Raw genomic sequence first — 26,672 nt, forward strand, 5'->3', positions numbered from 1 at the left:
GGCATGCCAGAGCTTGGCATCTTCAACCGAACCCCAAAGGCTCGGACGATAATTCGGATCGAAGGCTATACTCACCCCTGCATTTTTGAGCGCTTTAAGAAATTCAAGAAAACGATGCTTCTGTTGCTGCGCCATCACCGCAACCGTAATGCCGCTGAGATATAGCCACTCACTTTTGCAGCAATGCTCGGTACAAGCCCTGAGCTTTTCATCACTATCAAACAGACGCCGTGACGGGCTATGGTCGCGCCAATAGAAAAATTCTCGCTCGCCGCTGGCGTCGTTCTGAATCAGGTACAGTCCAGGCAATGCGTCGGAGTCAAATTGGACACCGGCAGTACCAACACCCTCCGCGTGCGCCCGATCAAGAATCTGATCGCTGAAGCGATCTTTCCCGAGCGCGGTTAGGTAGCCGGTGCTCACATTTTCCCGAGACAGCATAACGGCGGTATTGAAGGTATCACCACCGACGCCAAGCGAAAGCTGGCTGCTACTGTCGGCGGGGCGGAGCTCCAGCATTACCTCGCCCAGACAGGTCACTACCATTGATAAGCTACCGACAAACCGACAATACGATCAGCATCACGAGGCAAGAAATGCGTTATATCGCGCCGGTCGTTCGTCAGCGATAAGGCAAACATGGCGTTGACATGATTCTGTGCAAACAGGTTTTTGACATAGCCCGACACTTCCAATCGCCCCCCCACGCCGATAAAACCGGCGCGAATATCCCAGATGTCATAGGCTTCCTGAATGGTCAGTGGATGCTGATCCGCTTGAAATTGAACCTCTGACTGATAGCGTCCGGTGATCTGACCATAGAGTGTGCGGCCACTCTCACCGAGAGCCCAATCATAGCGGCCAGTAATAGAACCACTCCATTCAGGCGCATTGGGCAGTTTTCCGCCCGCCACATCATTGCCATCACAGGCTCCATCGCCATCAGAATCGATAGCACCGGCCTCGCTAGGGCCCTGACCGGTAAAACATTGGGTAATAAAATCGTTAAACTCAGCATTGTTATAAAGCAGTGAGCCAAAGATAAAAACGGGCGCTATCGGATTCGCCTTGAAATCCAATTCTACGCCCCTTGTTTCAAGTTCCCCCGCGTTATCCAGTCGCAGTTCAGTGGTGAAACCGCCTTCAGACATATCGACAATCTGCGCCTGGAAATTTTTGAAAAATGTCTGGAAAGCCGTAACATTGAGTTCCAGTCGCTCATCAAAAAAACGTGACTTAATGCCTATCTCATAGGAATCAGCTGTTTCTGCTTCAAGCGGATCTGCAAAGCTCTCGGCATTCGAGGATGACACGACATCAAATGCACGGCCACGATAGCCCTTTGAATAGGTAGCATAAACCATGGACGAATCACTCAGATCGTACTGCAGGGAAAATGTCCCTGTCACGGCGGTGTCCGATACCTCTGCATGCGGTACGCTAACACTGGAGTCTGCTGCGGACAAAGGCAGCCCGGTAGCAGACTCTTCCAATCGCTGGTAGCTGGTAAAGGCGGCTTCGAGCGTTTCATCGATATAGCGCAATCCAAGTGTCGTATGCCATCGATGAGCTACATGCCAGGTAGCTTGTCCAAAAACCCCCAGATTCTTTGTATCGATCTGGTTCCAGAAACCGGCCTCCTGATTGATGCTACCGACATTAAGCGGAATCACCAAAGGATCATCAGTGTAAAGATTAGCGGCATAGTTCGCGGGAATGTCAGTCACACGGCGGTCAAAGGTATTTCCCAGCTTGTTGTCAAACCAAAGCGCACCCAGCGTGTATTCCAACACTTCATTATCGACAGAAGATATGCGCAGCTCCTGAGTGAAGGTTTCAATCGTACGGGGGCCGCCATTGGATTCAAGATTTGCATTGGCACCGTCTAATGCAGCAGCGGAAGTATCAGCAAATATATTAGCTTCGCGAAGCCCTGTTACGCTCGACAATGTGTGCCTACCAACATCCCAGTTCACAAGCAGGGTGAGTGCCTCTGTTTCCGAATCACTATCGGTACCGCTTACTGTGCGCGCTTGACGATTGTCTTCACTGGCGTTGATCGGGTCATTGCTACGCTCTATACCGGGGTTCGCACTGCGTTGCACCATGGGATAGGACTCTCCGTCGAACTCCGAGTACTCTCCAATCAAGGACAAAGTTAGAACATCATTGACGTCCCACTTGAATTTAAGCCTGGCCCCGCGACTCTCGCTCGAGGGGATGTGATCCTTAGTGGTCAAATCATAAATATGTCCATCCGTAGACTTTTTATAAATGGTAAGGCGCGCACCCAGCGCATCAGTTAAAGGTCCACTCAGGCTGGCCTGAAACTTCCACATATCACTGTCAAAATCGCTGGCCTGATCGTAACTATATCGGGATCGCGCCTCGAATTCGGAATGGGGATCGCGCGTTACAACGTGAATCAGACCGGCGGAAGCATTTTTCCCAAAGAGTGTACCTTGAGGCCCGCGCAATACTTCAACGCGTTCGACGTCAGCGAAATCAAAGTTGGCTAGACTGGTGCGCGCCAGAGGCACATTGTCTAACACCACCGAGACATTGGGTTCAACCGCAGAACTAAATACATCAGTACCAACACCACGAACCCGAATGGAGTTGTTCTTGGGGCTGTCGCCCGGCGTGAATTTAAGAGACGGCACAAGTTTGCTGAGATCAGAAACGCTATTAATCTCATTATTTTCCAGCATGCGTCCGCCGATGGCTGTTATAGCCATTGGCACATCCTGCATGCTCTGCTCTCGCTTTTGTGCCGTTACAATCACTTCTTCAAGCTGCGCAATACTCATTGAGCTCATACTGATTATCGCTGCCGCTAACGCAGTACTTTTCGTTATAAGAATTCGCATGGGGTTACCTGCTTTCACCAGTTAAACAATGTGCCATCTTCAAGCCGGTTAACCGGCAGATAGGCGCGCTCATAGGGATATTTCGCTGCCAGTTCTTCATTGATGTCCACGCCGTGCCCCGGGGTATCGCCTATTTTCAAATAGCCATTTTCGAACTGGTAGTCGTGCGGGAAGACTTCGTCGGTTGCTTCGGTATGCCGCATATACTCCTGCACACCAAAGTTGGGCACCCAGGTATCAAAATGCAAGGCCGCACCCATGGTGACCGGAGACAGATCGGTAGCACCGTGAAAACCGGTTTTGACTTCATACAGGTCTGCTAGCGAAGCAATGCGACGTACGTGAGTAATACCGCCGGTGTGTACAATGGTGGCACGGATGTAATCTACCAATTGTTCGCTGAGCAAGGTGTTGCAATCATAAATTGAGCTAAACACCTCACCGACGGCCAAGGGCGTCGTGGTGTGCTGGCGGATCAGTCGAAAACGCTCCTGCAATTCAGCCGGCACAGTGTCTTCCAGCCAGAACAGACGAAAGGGCTCGAGGTCCTTACCCAGACGCGCGGCCTGAATAGGTGTAAGCCGGTGGTGAGCATCGTGCAGCAGATGAACCTCATCCCCAACCGCATCGCGAACGCGCTCAAACAATTTCGGTGTGTGCCGCATGTATTTCTCGGTCGACCACACATTTTCTTCCGGCAAGCTACCGTTGGCGGGTTCGTAATACATTTTATCGCCCGACACGCCGTAAGTGCTGGCTAGACCCGGCACACCGGACTGGGCACGAATGGCCTTATATCCCAAGTCCTTGTAACGCGCGACTTCATCAAGGGTTTCTTCAATATCAGCACCATTGGCGTGGCCATAAACCATCACGCCTTCGCGGGAACGGCCGCCAAGAAGCTGGTACAACGGCATATTGGCGACCTTGGCTTTGATATCCCACAACGCCACATCGACGGCTGCAATCGCCGTCATGGTCACCGGGCCTCGTCGCCAATAGCAGCCCCGGTAGAGGTATTGCCAGATATCCTCGATCTGCTGTGGGTCTCGGCCGATCAGACAGGGCACCACATGCTCCTGCAAATAGGCCACGACAGACATTTCCCGGCCGTTCAGGGTGGCGTCCCCAATACCGTAGACACCCTCATCGGTGAGGATTTTCAGGGTCACGAAGTTGCGTCCCGGACAGGTAACAATGACTTTGGCGTCGATTATTTTCATAGGATTATCAATTCTTTAAAAACAGGGCCTCTGCTACACTCACAGCCAAACAAAGTACTGACTTGGCGCTAACGGACGGGCTATACTGACACTTAAATTGGCCTGACCACTTTGCCAACTTACCAAGACAGTACGACACGAGCAAGGCTTATTTCAACAAACGGCCTCCAGGGCAATTGAGCTTGGGAACAGCAATGGAATTCAAAACCGTAAAGCAGCAGCGCCTGTATATGCAGGTAGCAGATCAGATCATCGGCATGGTGCGTGAGGGAGTAATCAGCGCCGGCTCTCGTCTGCCGTCAGAACGCGATCTGGCGGAAAAGCTTGGCGTTAGCCGCCCCACCATTCGAGAAGCCATGATTGCCATGGAGATTTCTGGCATTGTGGAAATTCGCAGCGGCTCGGGTGTTTACGTGGTACGCAAACCCGGCCGCCACGATACCCTGCCAACAGAGTTCGGCGCCGGTCCGTTCGAAATTCTAGAAGCCCGCCTGGCGCTTGAAGGAGAAACTGCGGCACTGGCCGCAGACAAGATTACCAAACAGGAACTGCAGCGACTGAAAAAACTGCTGGCGGACATGGCCCGCGAGAATCAGCAGGAATCCGTACACGAGGATGCCGACGAAGAATTTCACCGGGTTATTGCCGAGGCCTCCGGCAACAGCGTGCTGGTCTCGGCAGTGGAATGGCTGTGGGCGTTGCGTAATGAATCGGAAATTAGCCAGATGTTTCACCGGCGGCTGCGAGAGGAAGGCGTGCGCCCGATTATTGAAGATCACCAGTCGATCTATGACGCACTCGTCGAAGGCAGTGCCAGCAAAGCACGCAAAGCGATGCACAAACACCTGAAACGTGTGATCAAGACCGTGATCGAAAGCGAAGCGACTTGACCCGACGCGGCGCGACCTGAATAATGGTAAGGTGGTCAGGCCAAAATAAGTAGCAGAGCCTATACCCGGTTACCGACAATCTGACAGCGCGCGGCAACATTATGACGACACCCCTGCAACTCAACCCTGACCGACTGTTTTCACCTGAACCACTGAAACGAGACATCGCCCGCCGTCTCTATCAGCAGGTACGGGATCTGCCCATCATCAGCCCACACGGGCACACAGATCCATCCTGGTTTGCGGACAATAAGCCGTTCACCGACGCCACTGAACTGCTGATAAAACCCGATCACTACGTGTTCCGGATGCTTTACAGCCAAGGTGTATCTCTGGATGAGCTGGGTATCTGCCACCAGAACGGCACCTGTATCGAAACAGACAACCGCAAAATATGGCATCGATTCGCCGAACACTATCATTGCTTTCTCGGCACACCGTCGCGGCTATGGCTGGACCATGTATTCAGTGAGGTTTTCGGCCTAACCGTCACTCTCACAGCGGAATCTGCAGATGCATATTACGACCAGATAAATACGGCCCTCGCCAGCGACGCTTTCCGCCCTCGCGCCCTTTTTGAGCGATTCAACATCGAGCTGCTGGCCACCACCGAGTCACCGCTCGACAGCCTCCAGCATCACCAGCGCATACGTGACAGCGGTTGGAAAGGCCGGGTTATCACAGCCTATCGCCCAGACCCCGTGATTGACCCACAGTACGAAGGTTTTGCCGATAATCTGAACCAACTCGCTGCCCTGACGGGAGAAAACTGCCATCAGTGGCAGGGCTATCTCAAGGCCTTACGGCAGCGACGCGAATTTTTTAAAGCCATGGGCGCCACTTCCACTGACCACGGCCATCCCACAGCCCAAACTGCGGCTTTGTCCGGCGCTGAATGCGAGGCCCTGTTTCAACGTGTGCTGTCAGGCGCATGCTCTGATAGCGATGCGGAGTTGTTCCGCGCGCAGATGCTCACCGAAATGGCGGCCATGTGCCTGGACGACGGGCTGGTCATGCAATTACACCCGGGCTCTTTTCGCAATCACAACGCGCAACTTTTTCAGTGTTATGGTCGCGACAAAGGGGCTGACATCCCCACCCGAACAGACTACGTATCAGCCTTGAAACCATTGCTGGATCGCTTTGGTAACAACCCGAATTTTTCACTGATTGTTTTCACACTCGACGAAAGCACCTACGCCCGCGAGTTGGCGCCATTGGCCGGGCATTATCCCTGCCTGAAACTTGGCCCTGCCTGGTGGTTCCACGATAGTCCCGAGGGTATGCGTCGATTCCGCCAGCAGACTACCGAAACCGCCGGTTTTTACAACACGGTGGGGTTTAACGACGACACCCGCGCTTTTCTCTCCATCCCCGCGCGCCACGACGTAGCGCGGCGCATGGATTGCCGCTATCTGGCGGAACTGGTCGCGGATCACCGGCTTAGCGAGGAACAGGCCGAAGCACTGATCGCAGAACTGAGCTACGGTCTGGCGAAAAAGGCCTATCGGCTGTGAAACTATGTAACGATACACTGACAGCACTGGCTTCAAACGGCCGCGACATTGTCTTGCCGGAGTATGATCGCGCTTCAATCCAACCAGGCATTGTCCATCTCGGAGTGGGCGCTTTTCACCGTGCCCATCAGGCTTGGTATACGGAAGCGGCGATGAACCGTTTTGGCGGCAACTGGGGCATTATCGGCGTGAGCCTGCGTCGGCCTGCCATGCGCGATGCACTCGCACCGCAGGACAATCTCTACAGCCTGGTAACCCGTCGCGATGCATCCGAGCGCTGTCAGATCATCGGAGCGTTAAACAAAGTACTGGTCGCCTCAGAACAACCTGACGCTGTTATTGAGGCGCTGGCCGCACCAACGGTGCATGTAATCACGCTTACCGTTACCGAAAAAGGTTACGGTCTCGACGCCGCCAGCGGCACACTGAATATCAATCAGGACGATATCGCCCACGACCTGAATAATAACGGCACCCCGCAGAGCACGCTTGGTTTTCTGACCCGGGCTCTCGCACTACGCCAGCAGCGTAATCTACCGGGAGTAACGCTGATCTCCTGCGACAACCTGAGCGACAACGGCCGCAAGTTACGCGTCGCTTTACTGCAGTTCGCCCGGGTGAATAATCGCCTGCTCGCCGACTGGATTGACCAGCATTGCTGCTTCCCCAACACCATGGTGGATCGTATCGTGCCAGCCACCACCGACACCGCAATTGAGAAATTTTCCGGTAATTACAGCTTTGCAGACGGCGCGCCTGTGTTTACCGAGCCCTTCAGCCAGTGGGTTATCGAACGTAACTTTGCGGGGCCGGTGCCACCCTGGGACAAGGTCGGCGCACAATTCGTCGATGACGTGACGCCATTCGAAGCAGCCAAGTTGCGAACGCTGAACGCCAGCCATTCTCTCATCGCCTATCTGGGCTGCCTTGAAGGTCATACCAGCGTCGCCCAGGCGATCAAAGATAACTTCATTCGCGATGCGGTTATCGCCCTGATGCGCGAAGCAGAGCCGACCTTTACCCTGCCAGAGAGTTTCCCGGTAGATGATTACCAACGCGCCCTGATCGAACGCTTTGAAAACCAGGCCCTTGAACATCGCTGCGAGCAAATTGCTATGGACGGCTCACAGAAAATTCCGCAGCGTATTATTCCGGTTATTGAATGGCACATTGCACGGGACAGCATTCCACGTTACGCCTGCCTGACGATTGCCGCCTGGCTGGGGTTTCTCCGCAGCGGCCACACGGTCAATGATCCGCTGGCCGACACCCTGCGCAAGACTAAAAACGGGAATCTTGCAAAAGGTATAAAAACCCTACTGGCGATGCGAGACATTTTCCCGGCAACCATAGCAGACCACCCGGGCATTGCGGATCAGGTGCTGCGCGAATCGCACCGCCTATCCCTCTGAGATATGCCGCCACAACTCCGGACAGCCCCTATGCAAACACGCCTAAAAAAGACATTCATCGGTTCTCTGGCAGGCCTTGCGCTAGGTGCGCACGGAGACTGCATACGCCACGAGCTGCCTCAGGCCTATTTCGGCGATCTGCATGTACATACGGCGCTATCTAATGATGCCAACGGCATGGGTATTCGTGCACTCCCCGACGATGCCTACCGCTATGCCCGCGGCGAAACCATTGCCGTTAACGACACATTGTCGATCACGCCTGGCTGGACACTGGATTTTGCCGCGGTCACTGACCACGCGGAACAACTCGGGGCTGCCACCCTATGTCACAATCCGCAAAGCCCGTCGTTCCAGAGTTGGAGTTGCAAGCTCGAGCGCAACCGGCCGCGCCTCGGCCTGCTGCTGGGCAGCATCGCCGGCAACTTCTGGGGTGAGCCCGGCGGCCCGCACTGTGCCCATAACGCCTGCAAGGATGTGCAACGCTCTGCATGGCAGGAAACCGTGCGCGCAGCCGAAACCGCAAACGATCCCTGTGTCTTCACCAGTTTTGTTGCCTACGAGTGGACTGGTAACGGCAGCGGCGGCGCAACTATTCACCGCAATGTTATTTTCAACGGTAACCCGGATCTCTCAAACCCCTTCAGTGCCCTTGACTACAAAACACCCGAAGCCCTGTTCGGCGAACTGCGCAAACACTGTGTGGACAAAGGCACCGGCTGTGACGCCCTCACAATTCCGCACAACAGCAACTTGAGCAAGGGGCAGATGTTTCCCCGCAAAGGGGACGATCCCGAAATAAACATTGCTGACAGGCACTATTTCGACCGGCTGGCCGAAATCATTCAGCACAAAGGTGCCTCAGAGTGCTACAGCGGTGTCGGCGCCACCGACGAAGCCTGCAGTTTTGAAGCACTTCCCTACGCGTCTTTCCTCGGCAAATTCTTACCCATAGCCGCCAAGCGACCCGAGAACGACACCAGCAATTTGCGAGAGGCGCTGAAGGAAGGCTTGCGTTTCGATGCGAGCAACCCATACCAGCTGGGCCTGATCGGCAGCACAGATACCCACCTGGCAACAGCCGGTCAGGTACAGGAGCGCCGTTACCGCGAGCACCACAACAAGAACCAGCGCATTGAAGGCTACAGCATCCCCAAGCAGGCGGAGCTTAACCCCGGTGGCCTTGCCGTGATCTATGCACACAGTAATACCCGGCAGGATTTGTTCGACTCAATGAAACGCCGGGAAGTGTATGGCACCAGCGGTACCCGCATAGGGCTGCGTTTTTTCGCCAGTGACGATCTACCCGAGGATCTGTGCAACCGCACGGATGCTCTGACAATCGCCTATACACACGGCCAGCCCATGGGCGGAACCGTCAGTCACGCCAAAGCACCGAGTTTTTTTGCGATGGCCAACAGTGCACCAGACGGTACACCCCTGCAAAGTTTGCAGCTGGTCAAAGCATGGATAGACGTGAATGGAACAGAACACGAGAAGGTCATTACACTGAACGAAGTGCCCAAAGCAGACAATGCTTCGTGTGCCCTGTCCACCAGCAGCAATAAGAATACTTTCATCAATGCGTCAAACGGAAAAACCGCGTTCTGCGCTCAATGGCAAGACCCGGATTTCAATGCCGATCAACCCAGCGTGTATTACCTGCGGGTTTTGGAGCAACCCACCTGCCGCTGGAATCAGGCAGTCTGCAGCGAACTACCTGCCGATATTGCCGCAGAAGCAAGCACTTGCCAGACAACGCAGACTGTCATACAGGAGCGGGCCTGGTCATCGCCGATCTGGTTTACGGCAAAAGATCGCTCCACGCCATAAGCATTCAGGCGGGAAATTGCGGCGTTTTATTCCACCACGGCGCGGCCTGTTCAAGTTGCGCCGCCAGTTGAAACAGCAGCCCCTCTTCAGCATAGCGACCGGCAAACTGCACACCTACCGGCAACCCGGAGGGACTCCAGTGCAAGGGCACGCTCATCGCCGGCTGGCCGGTAAAGTTATACAAAAGCGTAAACAGGCTGTACATCGATGCCTTCTGATCCACGACGTCTACAGGCTGCTGTGGCCCAATGGCACCCACTTTATCTGGCATAACCGCCAGCGTTGGTGACAGGATCACATCGTAATCACGCATAAACTCGGCAATCTGCCAATGTACTTTCACCTGCTCATTGCGGGCGGCCAGCACTTCCTCACCGGAAACGTGCTTGTACTGATGATAGCGCTGCCAGTTGATGGGTTCGATGTCGTCCGGTGTGACCTTGCGTCCAAGCACTTTTTCGCGCGCCTGAATCGCTACGTTACTGCTCAGTGACAATAGTTTTCCCGCAGCCATATAGGCCTCCATACCATTTACCGGCAGGATAACCTCTTCAACGTAATGACCAAGGGATTCGCACAGACGCGCGGCCTGTTCCACCGCGACCGAACACTGCGGATCAACCGGCACGGGTATGACCGGGGTTTTCATTAGACCAATGCGAAGCCGCCCGGGGCTGCGCGACAGCGCGTCGACATAGCTGCGCGCCGGCGCCGGGATAGCCCCATAACCACCGGGCTCCGGGCCGCGACTGACATCCAGCAACAACGCACTGTCACGCACACTGCGACTGATCACGTGTTGGGTAGCCATGCCGTTACCATCACCGTTGGCAGGGCCGAGCGGCGTTCGAAAGCGGCTCGGTTTCAAGCCAAACAGACCACAAATGGACGCGGGCAGACGAATGGAGCCCCCACCATCATTCCCGTGCGCCACGGGAAGAATGCCCGCCGCCACCGCCGCAGCAGAACCGCCCGAAGAGCCTCCCGGCACGTAGTCCGGGTTCCAGGGGTTTCGGGTCTCACCCCATAACAGGGTCTCAGTGACGGTGTTTTTGCCGAACTCCGGTGTAGCCGTTTTACCGAAAATCACCAGCCCCGCTTGCCGATAGCGCTCTACCAGATAACTGTCACGCTCAGCCACTGCGTCTCTGAAAAAACGACTTCCGTGAGTGGTAACGGTGCCCCCCAGATAGGTATTCAGATCCTTGATCAGGAATGGCACGCCGGCCAATGGACCGTGAACACCGTTTGCAATTTCCTGTCGCGCAAACTCTTCGTGTGTCATCACGACCGCATTGAGTATCGGATTCCACCGTGCCAATCGCGCGAGCGCCTCGTTTAGCAATTCGTCAGCACTCACTTTACCGGCATTGACCAGCTGCCCCATCGTGGTGGCATCCCACTGACTGTAATCACCGGAGGATGCCAGCGAAACACAGCCCTGTATGGCGGTACCGGCAGCCAGCAGTGATGAGGTTTTCAGAAATTCGCGGCGGGTGTGCGGCATCGTTCACTACTCACTCAATTGTCTGGTTATCGCAAGGCAGCCTTAAAAAGTGTCAGGACGGAGCATGGCGTCATGGCCACCATCGACGAACAGCACCGAACCGCAGACAAAACTGGCATCGTCACTCAACAGATAGCTCACCGCTTTGGCAATATCCTCAGGCTCTCCGGCACGCTTCAGAGGTATGCTGTCCAGAAATTGTTTGATCGCATCGGCGTAGGCTGGATCTTTTGCCACGCCCTCGGTCATCGGTGTGCGTGTATAGCCAGGAGCAACCGCATTGAGCCGAATGCCTTCTGCAGCATAGGCCTGTGTATTGCGACGCATCCAGCGAGCAAGCGCCTGCTTGGAGCCGCTGTAAAGCGAGTGACCGTCAGTTTCCCCGGCCATCGCCATTGCGGCCTGTTCGTCACTGGCGAGTAAGGCGTCCACATAGTCCTGACGGGTGTCCATCGGCGCTGAGTTGGAGGATATCAGCACCACGGCGCCACGCTTTCTGGCGAGTATGTCTCTCAGACCTTCCACCAGTTCCACCGCACCAAAATAGTTAACCGATGGAATCAGGCTCTTCACCGGGACAGAGCCCGACACGCCGGCACAAGCGATGAAACCATCCAGCCCATCCTTGGCGGCAGCCCTGATTCCCTGAATTGCCTGCTCCCTATCGGTGGAGGAAGACAGATCGGCATTGATATCAGCCGCTTTCAGGTCAACGACGATGAGGCGGTGACCGGCGCCTTCGAGGTGTTGTCGGATGGCGGCCCCAATACCTGTGGCGCCGCCTGTCATCGCATAGGTTCCCATTCATCCATCTCCTGTGAATTTATCGAGATACTAGAAAGTTACGCCTTGGGCAGATACCACAAAATCGCCGGTTTTCATGAACATTTTCAACGGCAAGCCGCCCAGCGACTGCTATTGCCTGTAATTTCAGTCGATTCGGACGTATTTCGGTCGATATCGGGGGGATAACATGAAAGACATGAAACTCGGCTCCGTCAGGTTTCACCCATCCAGCCTTCGGCCCGCTCATGCGGGCTTTTTTATGGCATGCGAAAACTGCGGGGCTTATTCGGGTACCAGAACCTGATGGCGCCAGCGCGGCTTGCCATCCGGGGCCAGCGCGGCAGACAGCGCCGGCGCGAGCTTTTGAAATTTTTCTGCCAGCGTCCAGGGCGGGTTTATTGCGATCAGCCCCGAAGCGCTCATGCCTGCGCCACCGTCGTCGGCAACGCCCAGCTCGAATAGTTGAGCATTGCGCAACCCCGCCTTTTTAACATCTTGCTCCAGTACCTTGATCCGCGAGCGCTCTACCACCGGATACCAGATCAACAGCATCGTCTGTGGCATTTTCTGCAGCGCAGTAGCGGCAACGCTTACAACAGTGCGGTAATCGCTTTTCACTTCGTAAGACGGGTCAATTAATACCAGAGCGCGCCGGCTGGCGTTCGGCAATAACGAAAGCAGCGCCTTAAAGCCATCTTCCTTGCGCACATGACACACCCGCTTGCGCGAGCAGTTTCGCTCCAGTTCTACGACTGCCCGGGGGTGCAATTCAAATAGCCACGCACGATCGCCTCGGCGCAACTCCCGCGCTACCAACAAGGGAGACCCTGGATAACGGTCGCCCTGGAGGTCGGTGCTAACCCGCTCCCGATAGTAAGCAAGTTCCGGCAGTTCAGCCCAAGGCAGTTTCTGTACACCCTGCTGCGCCTCTGAGGTTTTACGCGCTTCCACCGACCTGAGGTTATAGCAGCCCGCGCCGGCGTGAGTGTCAATGTAATCGAAGGGTTTGTCTTTTTTTTGCAGGTGTTGCACACACTCCAGCAACAGCCAATGCTTGAGCACATCAGCGTGATTGCCTGCGTGGTAATGATGCTGGTAACTGAGCATGAATCAGACCTGGCGATACTGGCCGGCGTGGACCGACCGTCAAAGCCGGCTAACTTACCATACCCGGCGGCTGCGTCGAAGGGCTATTTACCGCTTAACGATAGGGTGAACGCGATGCCAGGGCTGTCCTTATCAGCGGCCCAAAGAGCTTGATGACGTAATACAGCACGCCAACGCTTTTTCGACTGTGCATCAGGCTTTCATGCAAACTGTGACGCTGAAATTGTAGAAGGCGCTGACTTTCTTCCGTATCAAGATAATCGCCGTAAAAAGCCGGCGTTCCTTTCTTGAAAACATGGTCTGGCATTGCCGGAATACCATAGGCTGCGAGGATGCCGTCGTTGAATTCCTTACCCGTGCACTGACAACTTGGCCCACCACCCAACAACAGGTGCTTGCCTATAGCTTCGTCACAGGCTACCGCGTTGGCAAAAGCCAATGCGCAATCTGCCGGGTGTACGTACTCAATGCGCGTATCCACCGCAATATCAAAGATCATTTCAAAGTCGTGGTTACCACCGATAAATTTAACTTCTACTGGTGGCGCAACACTGATGCGCAGAATACTCCAGTCCAGCGACGAGGCATGGATCGCCTTCTCACAGGCGAGCTTGGTTTCACCGTAGTGGTCGTCCGGTCGATAGGGGCTGTCCGCCGTCAGAGGTGGTTCACGATCCTGAAGTTTGCCGTAAACCGCAACGCTGGATGCAAAAATCAAACGTCGAACGCCCCGCGCCTCCATTGCCGCTATCAGGTTTTCAGTCGCGGTGACATTGACGCGCGTAGCCAGCTCCGGCTGGGTTTCAGACAGCGGTGGAATAATCGCGGCGAGGTGAATGACAACATCCACATCGGTGAGCGCTTCGTCCCACACGGCAGGCTCGGTAATATCCCCCCACACGGCTTTGATGCGTTGACCAAAACGACGGGCTATCGATTCCGTGCCGGGTAGTTTGCGATCAACGCACACAAGTTCGTACCCGCGCTCCAGCAGGTATTCAATGGTGTAGGTGCCGATGTTGCCAAATGCGCCCGTGAGCAGGACTCGTTTTGCCACAGTCTGTCTCCCCGCGTGAAAGGAGGCCATTTATACGGGTTACCCGGTCGCACAACAAGCGACCGAAGTGCTCTTTGGAGTATCAAATAGCGCAGGTTGATAAACCAGCTTGAATATCTGCCAATGTTTCCTCTAGCTGCTGCCGCTGAATATCCGTAGCCAGCCCGATTCTCAGCCAGGCATGCTGCGGATGTTGCCGGTAGTAACGAATGGCGATTCTACGTTCAAGCAACGCTGACACCAGAGCCTTAGCCTCACTGTGGGGCATCCTGAGACTACTGAACAATGGCGTTTGCACAAGCCGTATATCTGCTGTCGGCGACGTGCCCGAACTTTGCATACACCTGACTAACGTTTGCTCCAAACAAGCCCGTTGTTGCTCGGCGAGAGATAGCAAACGACATCGATTGTCGTTTTGCCAACGACAATCCCCGAAAAACTGTCGCGCGGCCCAAAGTGCTGGCGCTGATACTGGCCAGGGCCCCAGCGCCTCTGACGCGCGCCGGATCAGTGCCGGAGCCCCCAGAGCAAACCCGAGACGCAGTCCTGGCAAACCAAAAAATTTGCCCACCGAGCGCAATATAATCAGACCCGGCATATCTAGCATGGACACCAGCGACGCCGCCGGGGTTGCATCGATAAACGCCTCGTCAACCACGATCAGCCCGTCTTTTGGCAGGCAAGCTCGCCAGCACTCCAAATCCGAGGCGCTAATGTAAGCCCCGGTCGGGTTGTTCGGATGAATAAGCACCAGCACCGACGCCCCGCTGGAAACTATAGTACGGGACAGAGCTTGCTGCTCTATATCATCGTAAGCCACACAGCTATGCCCCTCATTGGTCCACCAATAAGCATGTTCGGCATAACCCACCCGTGGCACCAGCACCTGCGAGCGACTGCGCGTTCGCGGTAACCACTGAATCAACGATTGCGAACCCGAGGCTGACACCAACTGTTCTGGCTCTACGCCATAGCAGTCGGCTGCGAGGTCGGTCACAGAACCGTCGCCATAAGGCAGCTGCGTCAGGACGTCTACCGGCATCGGTGGCAGCGGGTAGGGAAATGGACTTACGGCCGAGGAGAGGTCCAGCAGCGACTCAGATGAAATTGCTAGCGCCGCTGCCAGCGCCTGAGCATTGCCGCCATGCTCACATAGTAGCTCCCACGGCGCCTGCTCGGCTAACTCAGACTTTGCGCTTATCATTCCAACCTGCGGCCTCTCATGTTATTGCCTCGATAAATGCGAGCAGCGCCAAGAGTGCGACAAGCAAACCCAGCGCACGATCTTGCAACGCAAAACAGGCGGCAATATCACCCACGTGTGGCGCCCGTCCGCACCCCAGAACAGGCCGATCCTGAACTTGTTCGCGATACCGCGCCGGCCCACCCAACTGCAGTCCCAGAGCTGCCGAGCCACTGGCCATTACTGAGCCGGCATTTATACTTTTCCAGCGCCACCCCTGCCCCCACCAGACGCGAAATGCGGAGATCCGATTACCCGGTAACGCTGCCAGACAGAACAGGAAACTCAGTAGTTGGGCTGAAGGGAAAGCCAGTACATCATCCAACCGCGCGGCACTGCGGCCAAACAAATTGAAGCGTTCGCTGCGGTAGCCCCACATCGCATCGAGCGTGTTACTGAGACGGTGCAATACAACACCGGGGGCACCCGCTACCGCATACCAGAACAGGGAGGCGATAATTGCATCGTTAGTATTCTCCAGCCCGGTTTCAACCACCGCTGTGACTAGCTCCGATTCACTGGCCTGAGCAGTATCGCGGCTGACAATTCGGCCGGTAGCTGCGCGCGCAGCCGGCAGATCTGCGCGCAATAGCGGGTCGCGTACGGCCACTGCGTGTTGCCGCAAGCTGCTGCGGCCAATGGCGAGATAAAGAACAACCACATCCAGTAGCAGGGCCAGGCTGCCCAAAACACTGCGCAGCACCATAACCGCCGCCAGAATTGGAGTAATCGCAAGTAACAGTGCCAGGGTACCCCGCCACCACTGTCCCAGCTGGCTCGCCTGCTGCCAGCGGTTAAAGCGGGTTTCCAGCCAGCTAGCGTAACGGCCAAAAACCACCAAAGGGTGATAACGTGCCGGTTCACCCAACAGTGCGTCAAGCAGCAATCCCACAAACCACACACCCAGTACGCTGCCCAGCATTCCCTTTTCTCCTGTATTAGGCTCGCCCATTGAGCCCGTCAGGCGCAGCGAGGCCGAAAATCTATACAGGCGCACCTCACCCGTCAAGGTGTCATACCCCTGGTTTCCCCGTCATTCGCCGGTGTTAGGCGTATTTACCTATTCACAAGCGATGCTGAGGCTGCAAATATCAAAATCATAGAGCCAGTAAGTTTTTGGCTGGCGAGCAACAGCACGCGGGGGCGCGCATTGGTTTATACTGGGCTTACCGCCTCCGGGCTTTGGGCAAACACCTGAGGTTTTGACATCAAAGACCTCAAGAGCAGCAGATGCCAATAGACAACCGTTCCGACAGTATGCGATTGGCACCGACAACACCAATCGCACGGCAAGAAGCGCCAACCTGGTTTGTGCTGGTCGTGGATGACGAACCCGACATCCATTCAGTAACCAACATGGTACTGGAAGACGAGTTTGTGCTCGGGCACCGCCTTACACTCCTGCATGCCCACTCTGCCCAGGAAGCCATAAACCATCTTAATTCCAACCCCGATATAGCCCTTCTGCTGCTCGACATTGTGATGGCCAAAGATACTGATGGGCTTGAAGTTGCAGCCTACGTGCGGCATCAATACAGCAACCCTCACACACGTATCATCGTGCGAACCGGGCAACCCGGCACCATGCAAGAGACAGAAATAGCTGAAACCTACGGGATCAATTATTACGAACCAAAAACCCAAATGACCGCTCAGCGTTTGCGCGCTGTGGTGCATATGGCGTTAGAAAGCTATCAGGCATACAGTGCGCTGGAAAGCAGCAACAACCACCTTCGTCACGTATTGGCCGACATTGAGCTCTTCAGCCACGCCGTCGCCCACGACATTCGCGGCCCTGCACGCAACCTTCACATGCTGAGCGAGCTACTGGCCAGCGAGCTCCCCTCAGAAGCGAGCCCAACGACCAGAGAGTTGGCCGAAGCCTTGCAGACTGGCAGTGCAAATCTGCTAACGATTCTCGAGCAGCTGTTGTCGCTATCTCATCTGGGTAAAGACAGCCTGACCCTGAAAACCTATGACATGAGCGAACTCGTCAGCAATGCAATCGAGAACTTTCGCAACCGTGCTACAGACCCCGATACGGACATTTCGCTGTCGGGTCATTGCAGGGTTATCGCTGATTTTCACGCGATCAGCCTGGTTGTGAGCAACCTGCTGGACAATGCCGACAAATACCGCGAACCCGAACGACCGCTGACTATCAGCATTGAGATTCGCCCAACCGAGACACAGTGTGTACTGACGATCAGTGATAATGGACGGGGCATTCCAGAGGAAAAAACCGAAGAAATATTCTTGCCCTTTCGTCGGGCGTGCAATGACAAAGAAACGCCCGGCAGTGGCATAGGTCTGGCACTGTGCAAGCGCATTGTTGATTTGCACGAAGGCACGATTCACGCCGATTCTGGAACGCACGACGGCACACGGATAACACTGAGTCTACCAATCAGTTTCGACGACGCCGTAAAACCCTCACCCGACTTGCGACAGGACAGCGCGCCCACCCTCTAGATGCTGTGCACGGTATTGCCGATAAACGCTCACCCCTGACTCTGGTTCCAGTCGGCTATTACCCGGCTCAGCGCCGCGACGCCATCGCTCAGTGCCGCCGGGCCAGGCTGCAAAATAATTGGCGATTTTATTTCATGAATCTGCCCGTGGCGGACCGCCGGTATATCGCCCCAGCCATCACGGGCGGCTATCTGCTCCGGTCGTACTTTACGGCCACACCAGGACGCAAGAATGATATCAGGCTCACGCCGCACAACCTCGAGCGGATCAGCAATAATCCGGCTCTTGGCGTCCGGGCAGGCTGCAAGTTCAGCAAAACAATCGTCACCGCCTGCCAACTCAATCAGATCTGAGACCCAACCGATGCCGGAAATCATGGGATCGGGCCATTCTTCGAAATAGACACGGGGACGCCGCTGCAGGGAGTTGGCCAAACGCCGCGCCCGCTCAAGATTGTCGTTAAATCCCTCGCACAGTTTTTCAGCTTTGCGCTCAACCCCCAGTAATCGCCCTAGGGTATGCAACATCTCAAAAATACCGGCCACACGGCGCTGGTTAAAAATATGAACCTGCAGGCCAGCGCGCACCAAGTCTGCTGCAATATCGGCCTGCATATCGGAAAAACCCAAGACAAGATCCGGCTTTAGCTCCAAAATTTTGCTTTCTTTGGCGCTGGTAAACGCAGACACTTTGAGCTTTTCCTTCCTCGCCTCGGGAGGCCGAACCGTAAAACCCGAAATACCCACTATGCGATGCTGTTCGCCCATCAGATAAAGCGCTTCCGTCGTTTCCTCTGTCAGGCAGACGATACGCTGCGGCCATAAACTCATTCAGCGCCTCCGGAAAACCAGTTGCACACGGTTTCCGGGTCAGACCGGAAATACCAGTGCACAAACGACGCAACCAGTCGGTTGCGACGCCAGATAAACTCCCCATCCCGGCCGTCGTGGTAGCGGGTACGCTCGTCGGTAACGGCATCATCAATGCGAGCATAATGAAACGTATGCCCCTTTAGTTTGCCGTCAGGTAATTCCTGATAGCCCAGCGCCGCCAGTCGATCTCCGACCACCGCATTGCCCGGCAACAACCCAATCAGACTGGTCTTGTGTTGCGCATACTCAAGAGATTGCTGCAGATACAACATACCGCCGCATTCGGCCACACAGGGCTTGTCGGCCAGGATGTGATCACGCACTTGTTCCGCCATTGTCGTATTCACAGTCAATGCCGATAGATGCAGCTCGGGGTAACCGCCGGGTAGATAAAGTGCGTCGCAGGGCGGCAACTGCCTATCGTGCAGCGGTGAGAAATAAACCAGTTCGGCGCCCTGCTCCTGCAGAAAATCTGTATTGGCGTGATACAGAAAATAGAAGGCTTCATCGCGCGCTACAGCAATGCGCTTGCCGCTGAGCCTAGGCACGTCAGTTTGCACCTGTGCGAGTTCACGCTGCGGCAATTCACCCCACTCCAGTGCGTCGAGCATGGGAGCTACCACCTCGGCCACCAGTCGCGCGCACTGCTGTGCCTGCTCTTCGCTACTGCTGATTCCCAGATGGCGCTCCTCCACCTGCAGGCGTTCATCCCGCGGCAGCCATCCCAGGTATTTGACCGGCGCCCGCACACTCTCTTCCAGCATCTCACCGTGACGGTCACTGCCCACGCGGTTAGCGAGAACCGCGCTGACCTTGACCCGCTCATCATAGGTCGCCAAACCATGCACCAGCGCACCAAAGGTCTGAGCCATCGCCGCTGCGTCTATCGTGAGTGTTACTGGAATGGCGTACTCTGCCGCCAGTTGCGCCACGGGAAAACTGCCATCAAACAGCCCCATAACCCCTTCCACCAAAATCACATCAGACACCGCAGCCGCACGAGTCAGCTCAGCGGCAATGCCATCACCGCCGAGCATCCAGTAATCGAGCTGGCGCACTTCCAGACCAGTGGCTTTCTGCAGAAAGCGCGGATCGAGATAGTCTGGTCCCATTTTGAAAAGCGTCACGCGGTCACCGCGATCCAGCAGAGCTTTGGCAAACCCGGCACTAAGCAGAGTTTTCCCATGATTGCTACCGGGAGAGGCGAGAATCATCAATTTAGTGTTCATGTACACCCTGCCTCCGGTTAATCAAGGCGAATGCCGCAGCCAAGGTCAGAAACAGCGCAACATAGATAAAGCTGCTGCTGAAATAGCCCGGTAAATAGCGTTCAGTTCGCGCGAGCATCTCCGTTAGTGTCGGATCGACAAACTTGCCCGACAAAAAATAGAAGCTTCCTGAGCTGATAAAAAACGCTGTTACCTGTGCCAGCGAAAAGCCCGCCAGCCCCAACGGCAATTGGACTTTGACCGGCGCGTTGCCGCACGCAGCTCCGGCATACCAGATCACCGCAAAAGCCGGCAGAAGAAAACCGTAGGCAGGGCTGAGACAGAAAGGATCGGTTCCGCTGGCAATGGACAACATATCCAGCGTGACGGCCAGCGCGACAAAGCCGCCAAACCAGCGATACCCAAGGCCAATAAAACCGCCGATAAACAACGCGGCATGAGTAACATCGGCAAGATGGATAATACCGCTGAGTGGATAAGGGCGACTGAGCATAATCAGCAGCCCGAGCAGTAGGCCAATGGCACTGCGATTCAAGTGAGTCAAAACATTCTGCATTTTATCATCTCCAACAGGATTGCAAGAGATGACGCAGGAGGAAGTTGGGTAAAAGACATAGTCCTACCCCGCCCGTTGCCCTCCGCAACGTCATCGCGGCTCGCTGCAGGCCGGTCTCCGGACTTGTGAGGGTTATCGTAATGACAACTGGCTGAACGCCTTCCCGCGATGACTCGCAGTGGCCCTTGTTCAGCGATACTCACTTACCGTTGCGGGGGCAGTGTCGGCTTTGCGCATGCGCACCGACTTCCCGTTTAACACCCAGCTCTCAAAGCAAGAACCATGGGTGACCTGTAGCGAAGGCGGTGAATGTATAGAGTGACAGCGGGGAGGTCAAGCAGCGCACTCAACCTGCGGAAGAATGCGCGCACCAAATCTTTATAGAAGGTGTCCTGCCCCCTTGGAGGGAGGGCAGGGAAAGGGGCTATCTACAGAAACAGCTCGTTCTTAGCCGCACGGTCTCTGAGCAGCTGGGGTACCGCAAAGTCTTCACCGTACTGCTGGTGTAGGTACTCAGCGCGCTCCACAAACTGTTGCAGACCAATCGCATTGATCGCCTGGAAAACACCGCCGGTTTGCGCGGGAAAACCGATACCCATAATGGATCCGATATTGCCGTCACCGACGTTTTCAATCACACCCTCTTCCATGGCGCGAACCGCTTCCAGACACTGGGAGTACATCAGACGGTCCTTGATATCCTCGTATGGAATCTCGGTATAGCCATTTGGCGCAAAGGCGTCTTTCAGGCCTGGCCACATGTGTTTCTGGCCACCCTGTGGATACTCATAATAGCCCGCACCGTGCACCTTACCTTTGCGGCCAAACTCGTTGACCATACGATCCAGCACACGCGATGCGGCGTTGTCTTCCCATTTCTGCCCCTGAGCTTCGGCATCGGCTTTCGCTTGCTGACCATTTTTCCAGGCGGTTTCCTGACTGATCTCATCAATCGCACCCAGCGGACCAATGGGTGAACCATTGTCACGAGCGGCCGATTCGATCAGCACAGGGTTGATGCCTTCTTCGAGCATGATGGCACCTTGCGATACGGTCTTGCCGATAACACGCGTGGTAAAAAAGCCGGGGGCATCGTTAACCACAATTGGCGTTTTACCCAGTTGCTGGGCAAGATCAAAAGCGCGAGCCAGTGTTTCGTCAGACGTTTTCTCGCCGCGAATGATTTCTACCAGCGGCATTTTCTCGGCGGGTGAGAAGAAATGCATACCGATAAAGTTTTCCGGACGCACCGAGGCTGCAGCCAATTCAGTAATCGGCAACGCAGACGTATTGGATGCAAACACACCGTCAGCTTTCAGGACGGCTTCAGTGTCTTTGGTAACCGCCGCCTTGATCTTACGATCCTCGAACACGGCTTCAATCACCAGATCGCAATCCGCCATGTCGGCGTAGTCTTCAGTCGCCTTGATGCGAGCAAGGCATTCATTCTTCACTTCTTCAGTCAGGCGTTTCTTCTCAATGCGCTTGTTGTAGAAGTTCTCGGCATAGGCCTTGCCTTTTTCAGCATTGGCCAGGCTGATATCTTTCAATACAACCTCAATACCTTTCTGCGCAGCCACGGTAGCAATCCCCGCTCCCATCTGCCCGGCACCAAGAATTCCCAGCTTTTTAACACTGGTTTTTTCGACACCGCTCGGGCGACTGGCTCCTTTGTTCAACGCTTCCATTTGCACGAAGAACGCCGTCATCATGTTGCGCGACACCTGATTCAGCAGCAGATGCAGGAAGTAACGGCCTTCGATTTTCTGCGCTGTATCGAAATCGACACGCGCACAATCCACAACGCAAGCGAAAATGGCATTCTGCGCCGGCATCAGGTTTTTGGTTTGTACCATCACATTGGACGGGCCAAAAAAGGTAAGCCCCTGGTTGGCCTCATCGGTTGGACCGCCGCCCGGCATTTTGTAGCCTTCACTGTCCCAGGGCTGCTTCGCCTCCGGATTGGCTTTGATCCAGGCTTTGGCTTTTGCTGCCAGTTCTTCTTCGGAATCAACCAGCTCGTCAATAAGTCCCTTGGCCTGCGCTTTTTCAGTTGTCAGGCGCTTGCCCTGACTGATCAAACCAATGGCTTCCTGCATGCCGACCATGTAGGTCATACGCACAACGCCACCGGCGCCTGGCATAAGACCGATCATCGCCTCTGGCAAACCGACCTGCACTCCTTTTACCGCCACGCGATAATGGCACGCCATTGAAATTTCAAAGCCGCCACCGAGCGATGGACCGTTGATACCCACCGCAACTGGAACACCCAGGGTTTCAAGCGTACGCAGGGGCGCCTTGGTTGCCATGATGCCCTGGTACATTTCGGCTTTCTTCTCTTCGCTGGGATTAAGGTCCATTTCCAGCATTTCTTTGATGTCACCACCGGCAAAGAACTGGCCGGGCTTGCCACTGCGAACATAAATACCAGTCACACCGCCCTGGGCGACCATGCCCTGTAATTCAGTAACCGCAGCACGCATGGCTTCATCATATTCCATACCCATGGTATTTACGGTTTTACCCGGCTGGTCGAAAATCAGCTCGACAATGCCATCACTGTCTTTTTCTAAACGAATATATCCCATTGTTTCAATCTCTCTTTCGTGCAGGAGCCGGCCTTTAAGGCGAATGTTCGCGAGTAGGACCCGCCCCCACAAAAACTTAGTTAAACGCGCTCGATGATTGTTGCGATACCGATGCCACCGCCGGCACACAGAGTGCAGACCCCTCGTTTGAGATCACGGCGCTCCAGTTCGTCCAGCAGCGTGCCAAGAATCATTGCGCCGGTCGCGCCAATCGGGTGCCCCATGGCAATCGCGCCACCGTTCACGTTAATTTTTTCATCGGGAATGCCGAGCACTTTCTGATAGCGCAGCACCACAGAAGCAAATGCTTCATTCAATTCAAACAGGTCGATGTCATCTACCGTCAGTCCAGCCTTCTTCAAGGCTTTTTCAGTTGCCGGCGCGGGACCCGACAACATGATGGTCGGCTCGGTACCCACCAGCGCGCAGGAAACAATGCGCGCTCGCGGCGTGAGGCCCTGCGCTTTGCCCGCCTGTTCATTGCCTATCAGCACCAGGCCGGCACCATCTACGATGCCAGACGAGTTACCTGGCGTATGAATGCAGTTGATATTCTCCAGCTGTGGGTATTTCAGCTTGGCAACACCGCCGTGGCCGAAATCATTGAACATCTGGAACGACGGCTTGAGCTTGGCCAGACCTTCCATGGAAGTATCAGGGCGAATGAACTCATCGTGATCGAGAATGGTGACCCCATTGAGATCTTTAACCGGCACAATGGATTTGAAGTAGCCATTGTCGCGTGCTGCGGCCGCGCGCTGTTGTGAACGCACCGCATACGCATCAACATCTTCGCGGGTAAAACCGTCCAGCGTGGCCAGCATATCGGCACCCAGCCCCTGAGAGATAAAGTAGCTTTTCATCGCCACCCAGGGGTCACCGGTAGCGCCGCCAGAAGCGCCAATACCTAAACGAGACATAGACTCAACGCCGCCCGCAGCCACCATATCTTCGTAACCGGAGGCTACTTTTGCCGCCGCCATATTCACTGCATCCAGACCGCCCGCGCAGAAGCGATGCAACTGGGCACCGGTTGTGACATCGTCCCAGCTGGAATACACCAGCGCAGCCTTGGCCAAATCCTGGCCCTGTTCACCCACAGGCTCACCAGTGGCCAGAATAAAATCCTCAACCTGGGTGGTATCCAGATCAAGCCGGGTTTTCAGCGTTTCCAGCAGATTGGTAACCAGATCGATTGGCTTCACTTCGTAAAGCGAACCTGCGCCTTTCTTGCCCTTACCCCGCGGCGTACGGATCGCGTCGTAAATAAATGCTTCGGTAGCCATAGTGATTCCTGTGTGCAGTTTTGACAGCGACGGGCGGTGGCCCGCTATTTAGCGTGCACAATCTAACCCTGCGCGGTGGAAAGACAATAACAATAGCGGTCAATCAGACTGGCAAAGGCTGTATAACACCTTTAAATACAGTAGGTTACGAATTTTATTCGGTCACTATGAAGCTAGATTGCTTCACGCCGCTCGCGCTGCCGGAATTCACCCGGGGTCATACCCGTCCACTTTTTGAAACAACGGTGAAAAGCGCTGGGGTCGGTAAAACCCATCAGGGCAGCGATGGCATTAATGGAAAGTTCGGAGTTGCTGAGGTAGTTGATGGCAGCGTCCCGACGGCATTCATCTTTAAGGATCTGAAAGCTGGTGCCCTCTTTTTTGAGTCGTCGGCGCAGCGTAGGTGCCGACATGTTTAACGACCTGGTGATGCGATCAAAGTTCGGGGAACCCTGACTGAAGTCATGGCCGATCATGGCTCTAACCCGCGCCACAAGGCTGCTGTCGTCACGGCCATTGGACAGCACCATCAGCGGATAGGGTGCAGTTTTCAGAAACTTTTTAAGGGAATCTTCCGTTTGTACCAGCGGGTATTCCAGATAGCGCTGATCAAAGCGAATTTCATCGCGCTCCTGAGCAAACAGCACCGTGCAACCAAAAAGCCGTTCGTACTTTTGGCGCCGCTCAGGTTGCGCGGGCGCACACCGCGCAAAATGTACCTGGGTCAACTCAATAGGTGTGCCAATCAACCAACAGTAAAAGCGGTGCCACACCGACAGGCCGTAAATATCGGCAGCCTCTACCTCGGTTTCGGCCAACGACCGATCGCGTGCACCACTGTAACCCACCGCCGCCAGCGCGCCCTCACGGCGAAAACTGATCTGCGCCTCGTTGCGAAAGAATGTGCGATAGAATTCGCAAGCCCGCTTAACCGCCTTCCCCAGATTGTCACAGCCCAATATGCAGTAGCACATCATACGGAAGGCACCCGGCGTAACCCCACTGCCCTGCAGCAGTCCAAAGGTTTCGTCCTGCAGCAGGCTCAACACCTGCTGATAGAGACGCGAATATTGCATCGCCGTTATCTGTGAACGATACCCGGGGGCACGGGAATCCATGGGGTTGAAGTCTATACCTGACAGATCAAGGATCGACCGATAGTCATAACCGCGCTCATCCACGAGCGTCAGCAGCGACTTGGCAAACTTGGTGGGCAGCGTTTCGGCGTCCATTAGGGGCGTAATTTTGAGTAGAATGAGGTGCTTATCTTAACATTGCCCCGCAGTCTCTGCTAAGTTGTAAGAAAACGCAGGTTATGGCCATGAGTGAAGCCCTCTACGACATCATCATCACCGGCAAACTGCTGGACGGCGTAGGCCCGGAGCTGGCCGCCCAGCGCGTTGCCCAACTGTTCAAAACCAGCCCGGAGAAGGCCGCGCAGTTGGTCGATGGCAAGCCGCACCGCATCAAGAAAGCCGTGCAGGGAGAAGCCGCGCGCAAGTTTAAAGCGGCACTCACCAAAGCCGGTCTGCAGACGATTGCCAAACCAGTTACCAGCTCCGATACCACTGGCTCTGCTGGCAGTACTGAAGCTCCTGCCACGCCCAGCCCGGCGACAGTTGGAAACAGCGCTCAAGAGACTCTGACAGGCTCACTGGACCTGGCACCGGAAGGTACACCGGTATTGCGCGACGAGGAACGGCCGGTAGTGGAGGAAGTGGAAGTTGATCTGTCAGGCATTGCACTGGCAGATCCCGAACCCTGGCAAGGCAGCGCCAATACGTCAGCGCCAATCATTGAGCCACCAGATTTTGGCCTGGCGCCGCCGGGAGTAGAAATAGAAACACTGCCAGATAATCGACAGAAATTGGCTCCCGACACCAGCAAGCTGACGTTGGACGAGCCCGGCGCACAGCTCGGCCAAGCGGGCCCACCACCGCCGCCTGCACCGGATACCTCGCACATTAAGCTGGAGGAATTGAACCCGTTTACCTAAATGGTTCGGCGGGCTTGCGACAGACTAACTGTGGTATTTCGCAAATACGTCCATAACGGCATCGCGATTGGCTAGAAAGATATCGACCAATTCAGGGTCAAATTGAGAATCGCGGTGCTCGCGCAGATAGTCAAAGACCGTATCGACAGGCCATGGCTCCTTGTAAACCCTCGGGGTACTCAGGGCATCAAACACATCAGCTACGGATGTTATCCTGCCAAACAG

22 protein-coding genes and 1 riboswitch are annotated in these 26,672 nt (G+C 55.2%); of the genes, 6 read left to right on the forward strand and 16 right to left on the reverse strand.

Annotated features, from left to right (window positions below):
* From AC222A_RS13825 to manD, 3 genes are all read right to left on the reverse strand, one after another.
* On the reverse strand, nt 1–546 hold a 546-nt coding region (locus tag AC222A_RS13825), incomplete at its 3' end, for a sugar kinase (RefSeq protein ID WP_486775126.1).
* Nucleotides 540–2,870: a TonB-dependent receptor gene (locus tag AC222A_RS13830; protein WP_372763945.1), complete on the reverse strand. Its 2,331-nt coding sequence runs from the start codon at nt 2,868–2,870 to the stop codon at nt 540–542. The genes AC222A_RS13825 and AC222A_RS13830, both read right to left, overlap by 7 nt.
* 14 nt (nt 2,871–2,884) lie before the next feature.
* A complete protein-coding gene (gene manD / locus AC222A_RS13835) occupies nt 2,885–4,093 on the reverse strand; it encodes a D-mannonate dehydratase ManD (RefSeq protein WP_372782771.1) in 1,209 nt (402 codons plus the stop codon).
* A gap of 194 nt (nt 4,094–4,287) precedes the next feature.
* Here manD and AC222A_RS13840 point away from each other — a divergent pair, with 194 nt between their 5' ends.
* The 4 genes from AC222A_RS13840 to AC222A_RS13855 all read left to right on the forward strand — a co-directional run bounded on the left by AC222A_RS13840 (nt 4,288) and on the right by AC222A_RS13855 (nt 9,745).
* Entirely contained in the window at nt 4,288–4,983 is a 696-nt protein-coding gene (locus AC222A_RS13840) for a FadR/GntR family transcriptional regulator (protein WP_372747508.1), read from the forward strand.
* 101 nt (nt 4,984–5,084) lie between these two features.
* Nucleotides 5,085–6,500, forward strand: coding sequence for a glucuronate isomerase (gene uxaC / locus AC222A_RS13845; protein ID WP_372763655.1), 1,416 nt, complete (start codon nt 5,085–5,087; stop codon nt 6,498–6,500).
* Nucleotides 6,497–7,912 (forward strand): mannitol dehydrogenase family protein, encoded by a 1,416-nt coding sequence (locus tag AC222A_RS13850; RefSeq protein WP_486775127.1) that lies wholly within the window; start codon nt 6,497–6,499, stop codon nt 7,910–7,912. The genes uxaC and AC222A_RS13850 overlap by 4 nt, the downstream gene beginning before the upstream one ends.
* A gap of 30 nt (nt 7,913–7,942) precedes the next feature.
* Nucleotides 7,943–9,745: a DUF3604 domain-containing protein gene (locus AC222A_RS13855; protein WP_486775128.1), complete on the forward strand. Its 1,803-nt coding sequence runs from the start codon at nt 7,943–7,945 to the stop codon at nt 9,743–9,745.
* A gap of 4 nt (nt 9,746–9,749) precedes the next feature.
* Here the strand turns inward: AC222A_RS13855 and AC222A_RS13860 are convergent, their stop codons facing one another.
* The 6 genes from AC222A_RS13860 to AC222A_RS13885 all read right to left on the reverse strand — a co-directional run bounded on the left by AC222A_RS13860 (nt 9,750) and on the right by AC222A_RS13885 (nt 16,367).
* Complete coding sequence (locus tag AC222A_RS13860; RefSeq protein WP_372747504.1) at nt 9,750–11,252, reverse strand: amidase; 1,503 nt, start codon at nt 11,250–11,252, stop codon at nt 9,750–9,752.
* A 42-nt stretch (nt 11,253–11,294) separates the two neighbouring features.
* Nucleotides 11,295–12,056: an SDR family oxidoreductase gene (locus AC222A_RS13865; RefSeq protein WP_372747503.1), complete on the reverse strand. Its 762-nt coding sequence runs from the start codon at nt 12,054–12,056 to the stop codon at nt 11,295–11,297.
* A 264-nt stretch (nt 12,057–12,320) separates the two neighbouring features.
* Entirely contained in the window at nt 12,321–13,145 is an 825-nt protein-coding gene (locus tag AC222A_RS13870; RefSeq protein WP_372763651.1) for a 23S rRNA (adenine(2030)-N(6))-methyltransferase RlmJ, read from the reverse strand.
* 94 nt (nt 13,146–13,239) lie between these two features.
* Nucleotides 13,240–14,202 (reverse strand): NAD-dependent epimerase/dehydratase family protein, encoded by a 963-nt coding sequence (locus AC222A_RS13875; protein WP_372747501.1) that lies wholly within the window; start codon nt 14,200–14,202, stop codon nt 13,240–13,242.
* Between the two features lie 82 nt (nt 14,203–14,284).
* Nucleotides 14,285–15,406 (reverse strand): aminotransferase class I/II-fold pyridoxal phosphate-dependent enzyme, encoded by a 1,122-nt coding sequence (locus AC222A_RS13880; RefSeq protein WP_486775129.1) that lies wholly within the window; start codon nt 15,404–15,406, stop codon nt 14,285–14,287.
* A 16-nt stretch (nt 15,407–15,422) separates the two neighbouring features.
* Nucleotides 15,423–16,367 (reverse strand): cobalamin biosynthesis protein CobD/CbiB, encoded by a 945-nt coding sequence (locus AC222A_RS13885; protein ID WP_372809281.1) that lies wholly within the window; start codon nt 16,365–16,367, stop codon nt 15,423–15,425.
* A gap of 308 nt (nt 16,368–16,675) precedes the next feature.
* Here AC222A_RS13885 and AC222A_RS13890 point away from each other — a divergent pair, with 308 nt between their 5' ends.
* Nucleotides 16,676–17,917, forward strand: coding sequence for a sensor histidine kinase (locus tag AC222A_RS13890; RefSeq protein WP_372747498.1), 1,242 nt, complete (start codon nt 16,676–16,678; stop codon nt 17,915–17,917).
* A 29-nt stretch (nt 17,918–17,946) separates the two neighbouring features.
* On the opposite strand, the gene AC222A_RS13895 is transcribed toward AC222A_RS13890, so the two are convergent.
* The 6 genes from AC222A_RS13895 to AC222A_RS13920 all read right to left on the reverse strand — a co-directional run bounded on the left by AC222A_RS13895 (nt 17,947) and on the right by AC222A_RS13920 (nt 25,683).
* Entirely contained in the window at nt 17,947–18,747 is an 801-nt protein-coding gene (locus AC222A_RS13895) for a cobalamin-binding protein (RefSeq protein WP_372747497.1), read from the reverse strand.
* Nucleotides 18,744–20,018, reverse strand: coding sequence for a cobyrinic acid a,c-diamide synthase CobB (locus AC222A_RS13900; RefSeq protein ID WP_372747496.1), 1,275 nt, complete (start codon nt 20,016–20,018; stop codon nt 18,744–18,746). Before AC222A_RS13900 ends, AC222A_RS13895 begins: the two co-directional genes overlap by 4 nt.
* Nucleotides 20,008–20,574 (reverse strand): hypothetical protein, encoded by a 567-nt coding sequence (locus AC222A_RS13905; protein WP_372747495.1) that lies wholly within the window; start codon nt 20,572–20,574, stop codon nt 20,008–20,010. The genes AC222A_RS13900 and AC222A_RS13905 overlap by 11 nt, the downstream gene beginning before the upstream one ends.
* Nucleotides 20,575–20,665: 91 nt before the next feature.
* Nucleotides 20,666–20,884: riboswitch (cobalamin riboswitch) on the reverse strand.
* A gap of 118 nt (nt 20,885–21,002) precedes the next feature.
* On the reverse strand, nt 21,003–23,165 hold the full coding sequence (locus AC222A_RS13910) for a 3-hydroxyacyl-CoA dehydrogenase NAD-binding domain-containing protein (protein WP_486775130.1): 2,163 nt from the start codon (nt 23,163–23,165) through the stop codon (nt 21,003–21,005).
* A gap of 80 nt (nt 23,166–23,245) precedes the next feature.
* Complete coding sequence (locus AC222A_RS13915; RefSeq protein ID WP_372758695.1) at nt 23,246–24,451, reverse strand: acetyl-CoA C-acetyltransferase; 1,206 nt, start codon at nt 24,449–24,451, stop codon at nt 23,246–23,248.
* A gap of 173 nt (nt 24,452–24,624) precedes the next feature.
* Nucleotides 24,625–25,683 (reverse strand): AraC family transcriptional regulator, encoded by a 1,059-nt coding sequence (locus AC222A_RS13920; RefSeq protein ID WP_372749051.1) that lies wholly within the window; start codon nt 25,681–25,683, stop codon nt 24,625–24,627.
* A gap of 89 nt (nt 25,684–25,772) precedes the next feature.
* On the opposite strand from AC222A_RS13920, the gene AC222A_RS13925 reads away from it, so the two are divergent.
* Nucleotides 25,773–26,447, forward strand: a complete 675-nt coding sequence (locus AC222A_RS13925) for a hypothetical protein (RefSeq protein ID WP_486775131.1) — start codon at nt 25,773–25,775, stop codon at nt 26,445–26,447.
* A 24-nt stretch (nt 26,448–26,471) separates the two neighbouring features.
* On the opposite strand, the gene AC222A_RS13930 is transcribed toward AC222A_RS13925, so the two are convergent.
* Nucleotides 26,472–26,672 (reverse strand): HD-GYP domain-containing protein (locus tag AC222A_RS13930; protein ID WP_486775132.1); only part of this gene is annotated, 201 nt, incomplete at its 5' end.

This window comes from Litorivivens sp. (genome assembly GCF_057445395.1).

What these genes read in the sequence shown, in the direction of transcription:
- AC222A_RS13885 (WP_372809281.1), bottom strand. Translation starts at nt 16,367, where the DNA reads ATGCTGGGCAGCGTACTGGGTGTGTGGTTTGTGGGATTGCTGCTTGAC.
- AC222A_RS13900 (WP_372747496.1), bottom strand. Translation starts at nt 20,018, where the DNA reads ATGAACACTAAATTGATGATTCTCGCCTCTCCCGGTAGCAATCATGGG.
- AC222A_RS13855 (WP_486775128.1), top strand. Translation starts at nt 7,943, where the DNA reads ATGCAAACACGCCTAAAAAAGACATTCATCGGTTCTCTGGCAGGCCTT.
- AC222A_RS13905 (WP_372747495.1), bottom strand. Translation starts at nt 20,574, where the DNA reads ATGCAGAATGTTTTGACTCACTTGAATCGCAGTGCCATTGGCCTACTG.
- AC222A_RS13920 (WP_372749051.1), bottom strand. Translation starts at nt 25,683, where the DNA reads ATGGACGCCGAAACGCTGCCCACCAAGTTTGCCAAGTCGCTGCTGACG.
- AC222A_RS13830 (WP_372763945.1), bottom strand. Translation starts at nt 2,870, where the DNA reads ATGCGAATTCTTATAACGAAAAGTACTGCGTTAGCGGCAGCGATAATC.
- AC222A_RS13880 (WP_486775129.1), bottom strand. Translation starts at nt 15,406, where the DNA reads ATGATAAGCGCAAAGTCTGAGTTAGCCGAGCAGGCGCCGTGGGAGCTA.
- AC222A_RS13870 (WP_372763651.1), bottom strand. Translation starts at nt 13,145, where the DNA reads ATGCTCAGTTACCAGCATCATTACCACGCAGGCAATCACGCTGATGTG.
- AC222A_RS13840 (WP_372747508.1), top strand. Translation starts at nt 4,288, where the DNA reads ATGGAATTCAAAACCGTAAAGCAGCAGCGCCTGTATATGCAGGTAGCA.
- AC222A_RS13895 (WP_372747497.1), bottom strand. Translation starts at nt 18,747, where the DNA reads ATGAGTTTATGGCCGCAGCGTATCGTCTGCCTGACAGAGGAAACGACG.
- uxaC (WP_372763655.1), top strand. Translation starts at nt 5,085, where the DNA reads ATGACGACACCCCTGCAACTCAACCCTGACCGACTGTTTTCACCTGAA.
- AC222A_RS13925 (WP_486775131.1), top strand. Translation starts at nt 25,773, where the DNA reads ATGAGTGAAGCCCTCTACGACATCATCATCACCGGCAAACTGCTGGAC.
- AC222A_RS13890 (WP_372747498.1), top strand. Translation starts at nt 16,676, where the DNA reads ATGCCAATAGACAACCGTTCCGACAGTATGCGATTGGCACCGACAACA.
- AC222A_RS13860 (WP_372747504.1), bottom strand. Translation starts at nt 11,252, where the DNA reads ATGCCGCACACCCGCCGCGAATTTCTGAAAACCTCATCACTGCTGGCT.
- AC222A_RS13865 (WP_372747503.1), bottom strand. Translation starts at nt 12,056, where the DNA reads ATGGGAACCTATGCGATGACAGGCGGCGCCACAGGTATTGGGGCCGCC.
- manD (WP_372782771.1), bottom strand. Translation starts at nt 4,093, where the DNA reads ATGAAAATAATCGACGCCAAAGTCATTGTTACCTGTCCGGGACGCAAC.
- AC222A_RS13915 (WP_372758695.1), bottom strand. Translation starts at nt 24,451, where the DNA reads ATGGCTACCGAAGCATTTATTTACGACGCGATCCGTACGCCGCGGGGT.
- AC222A_RS13910 (WP_486775130.1), bottom strand. Translation starts at nt 23,165, where the DNA reads ATGGGATATATTCGTTTAGAAAAAGACAGTGATGGCATTGTCGAGCTG.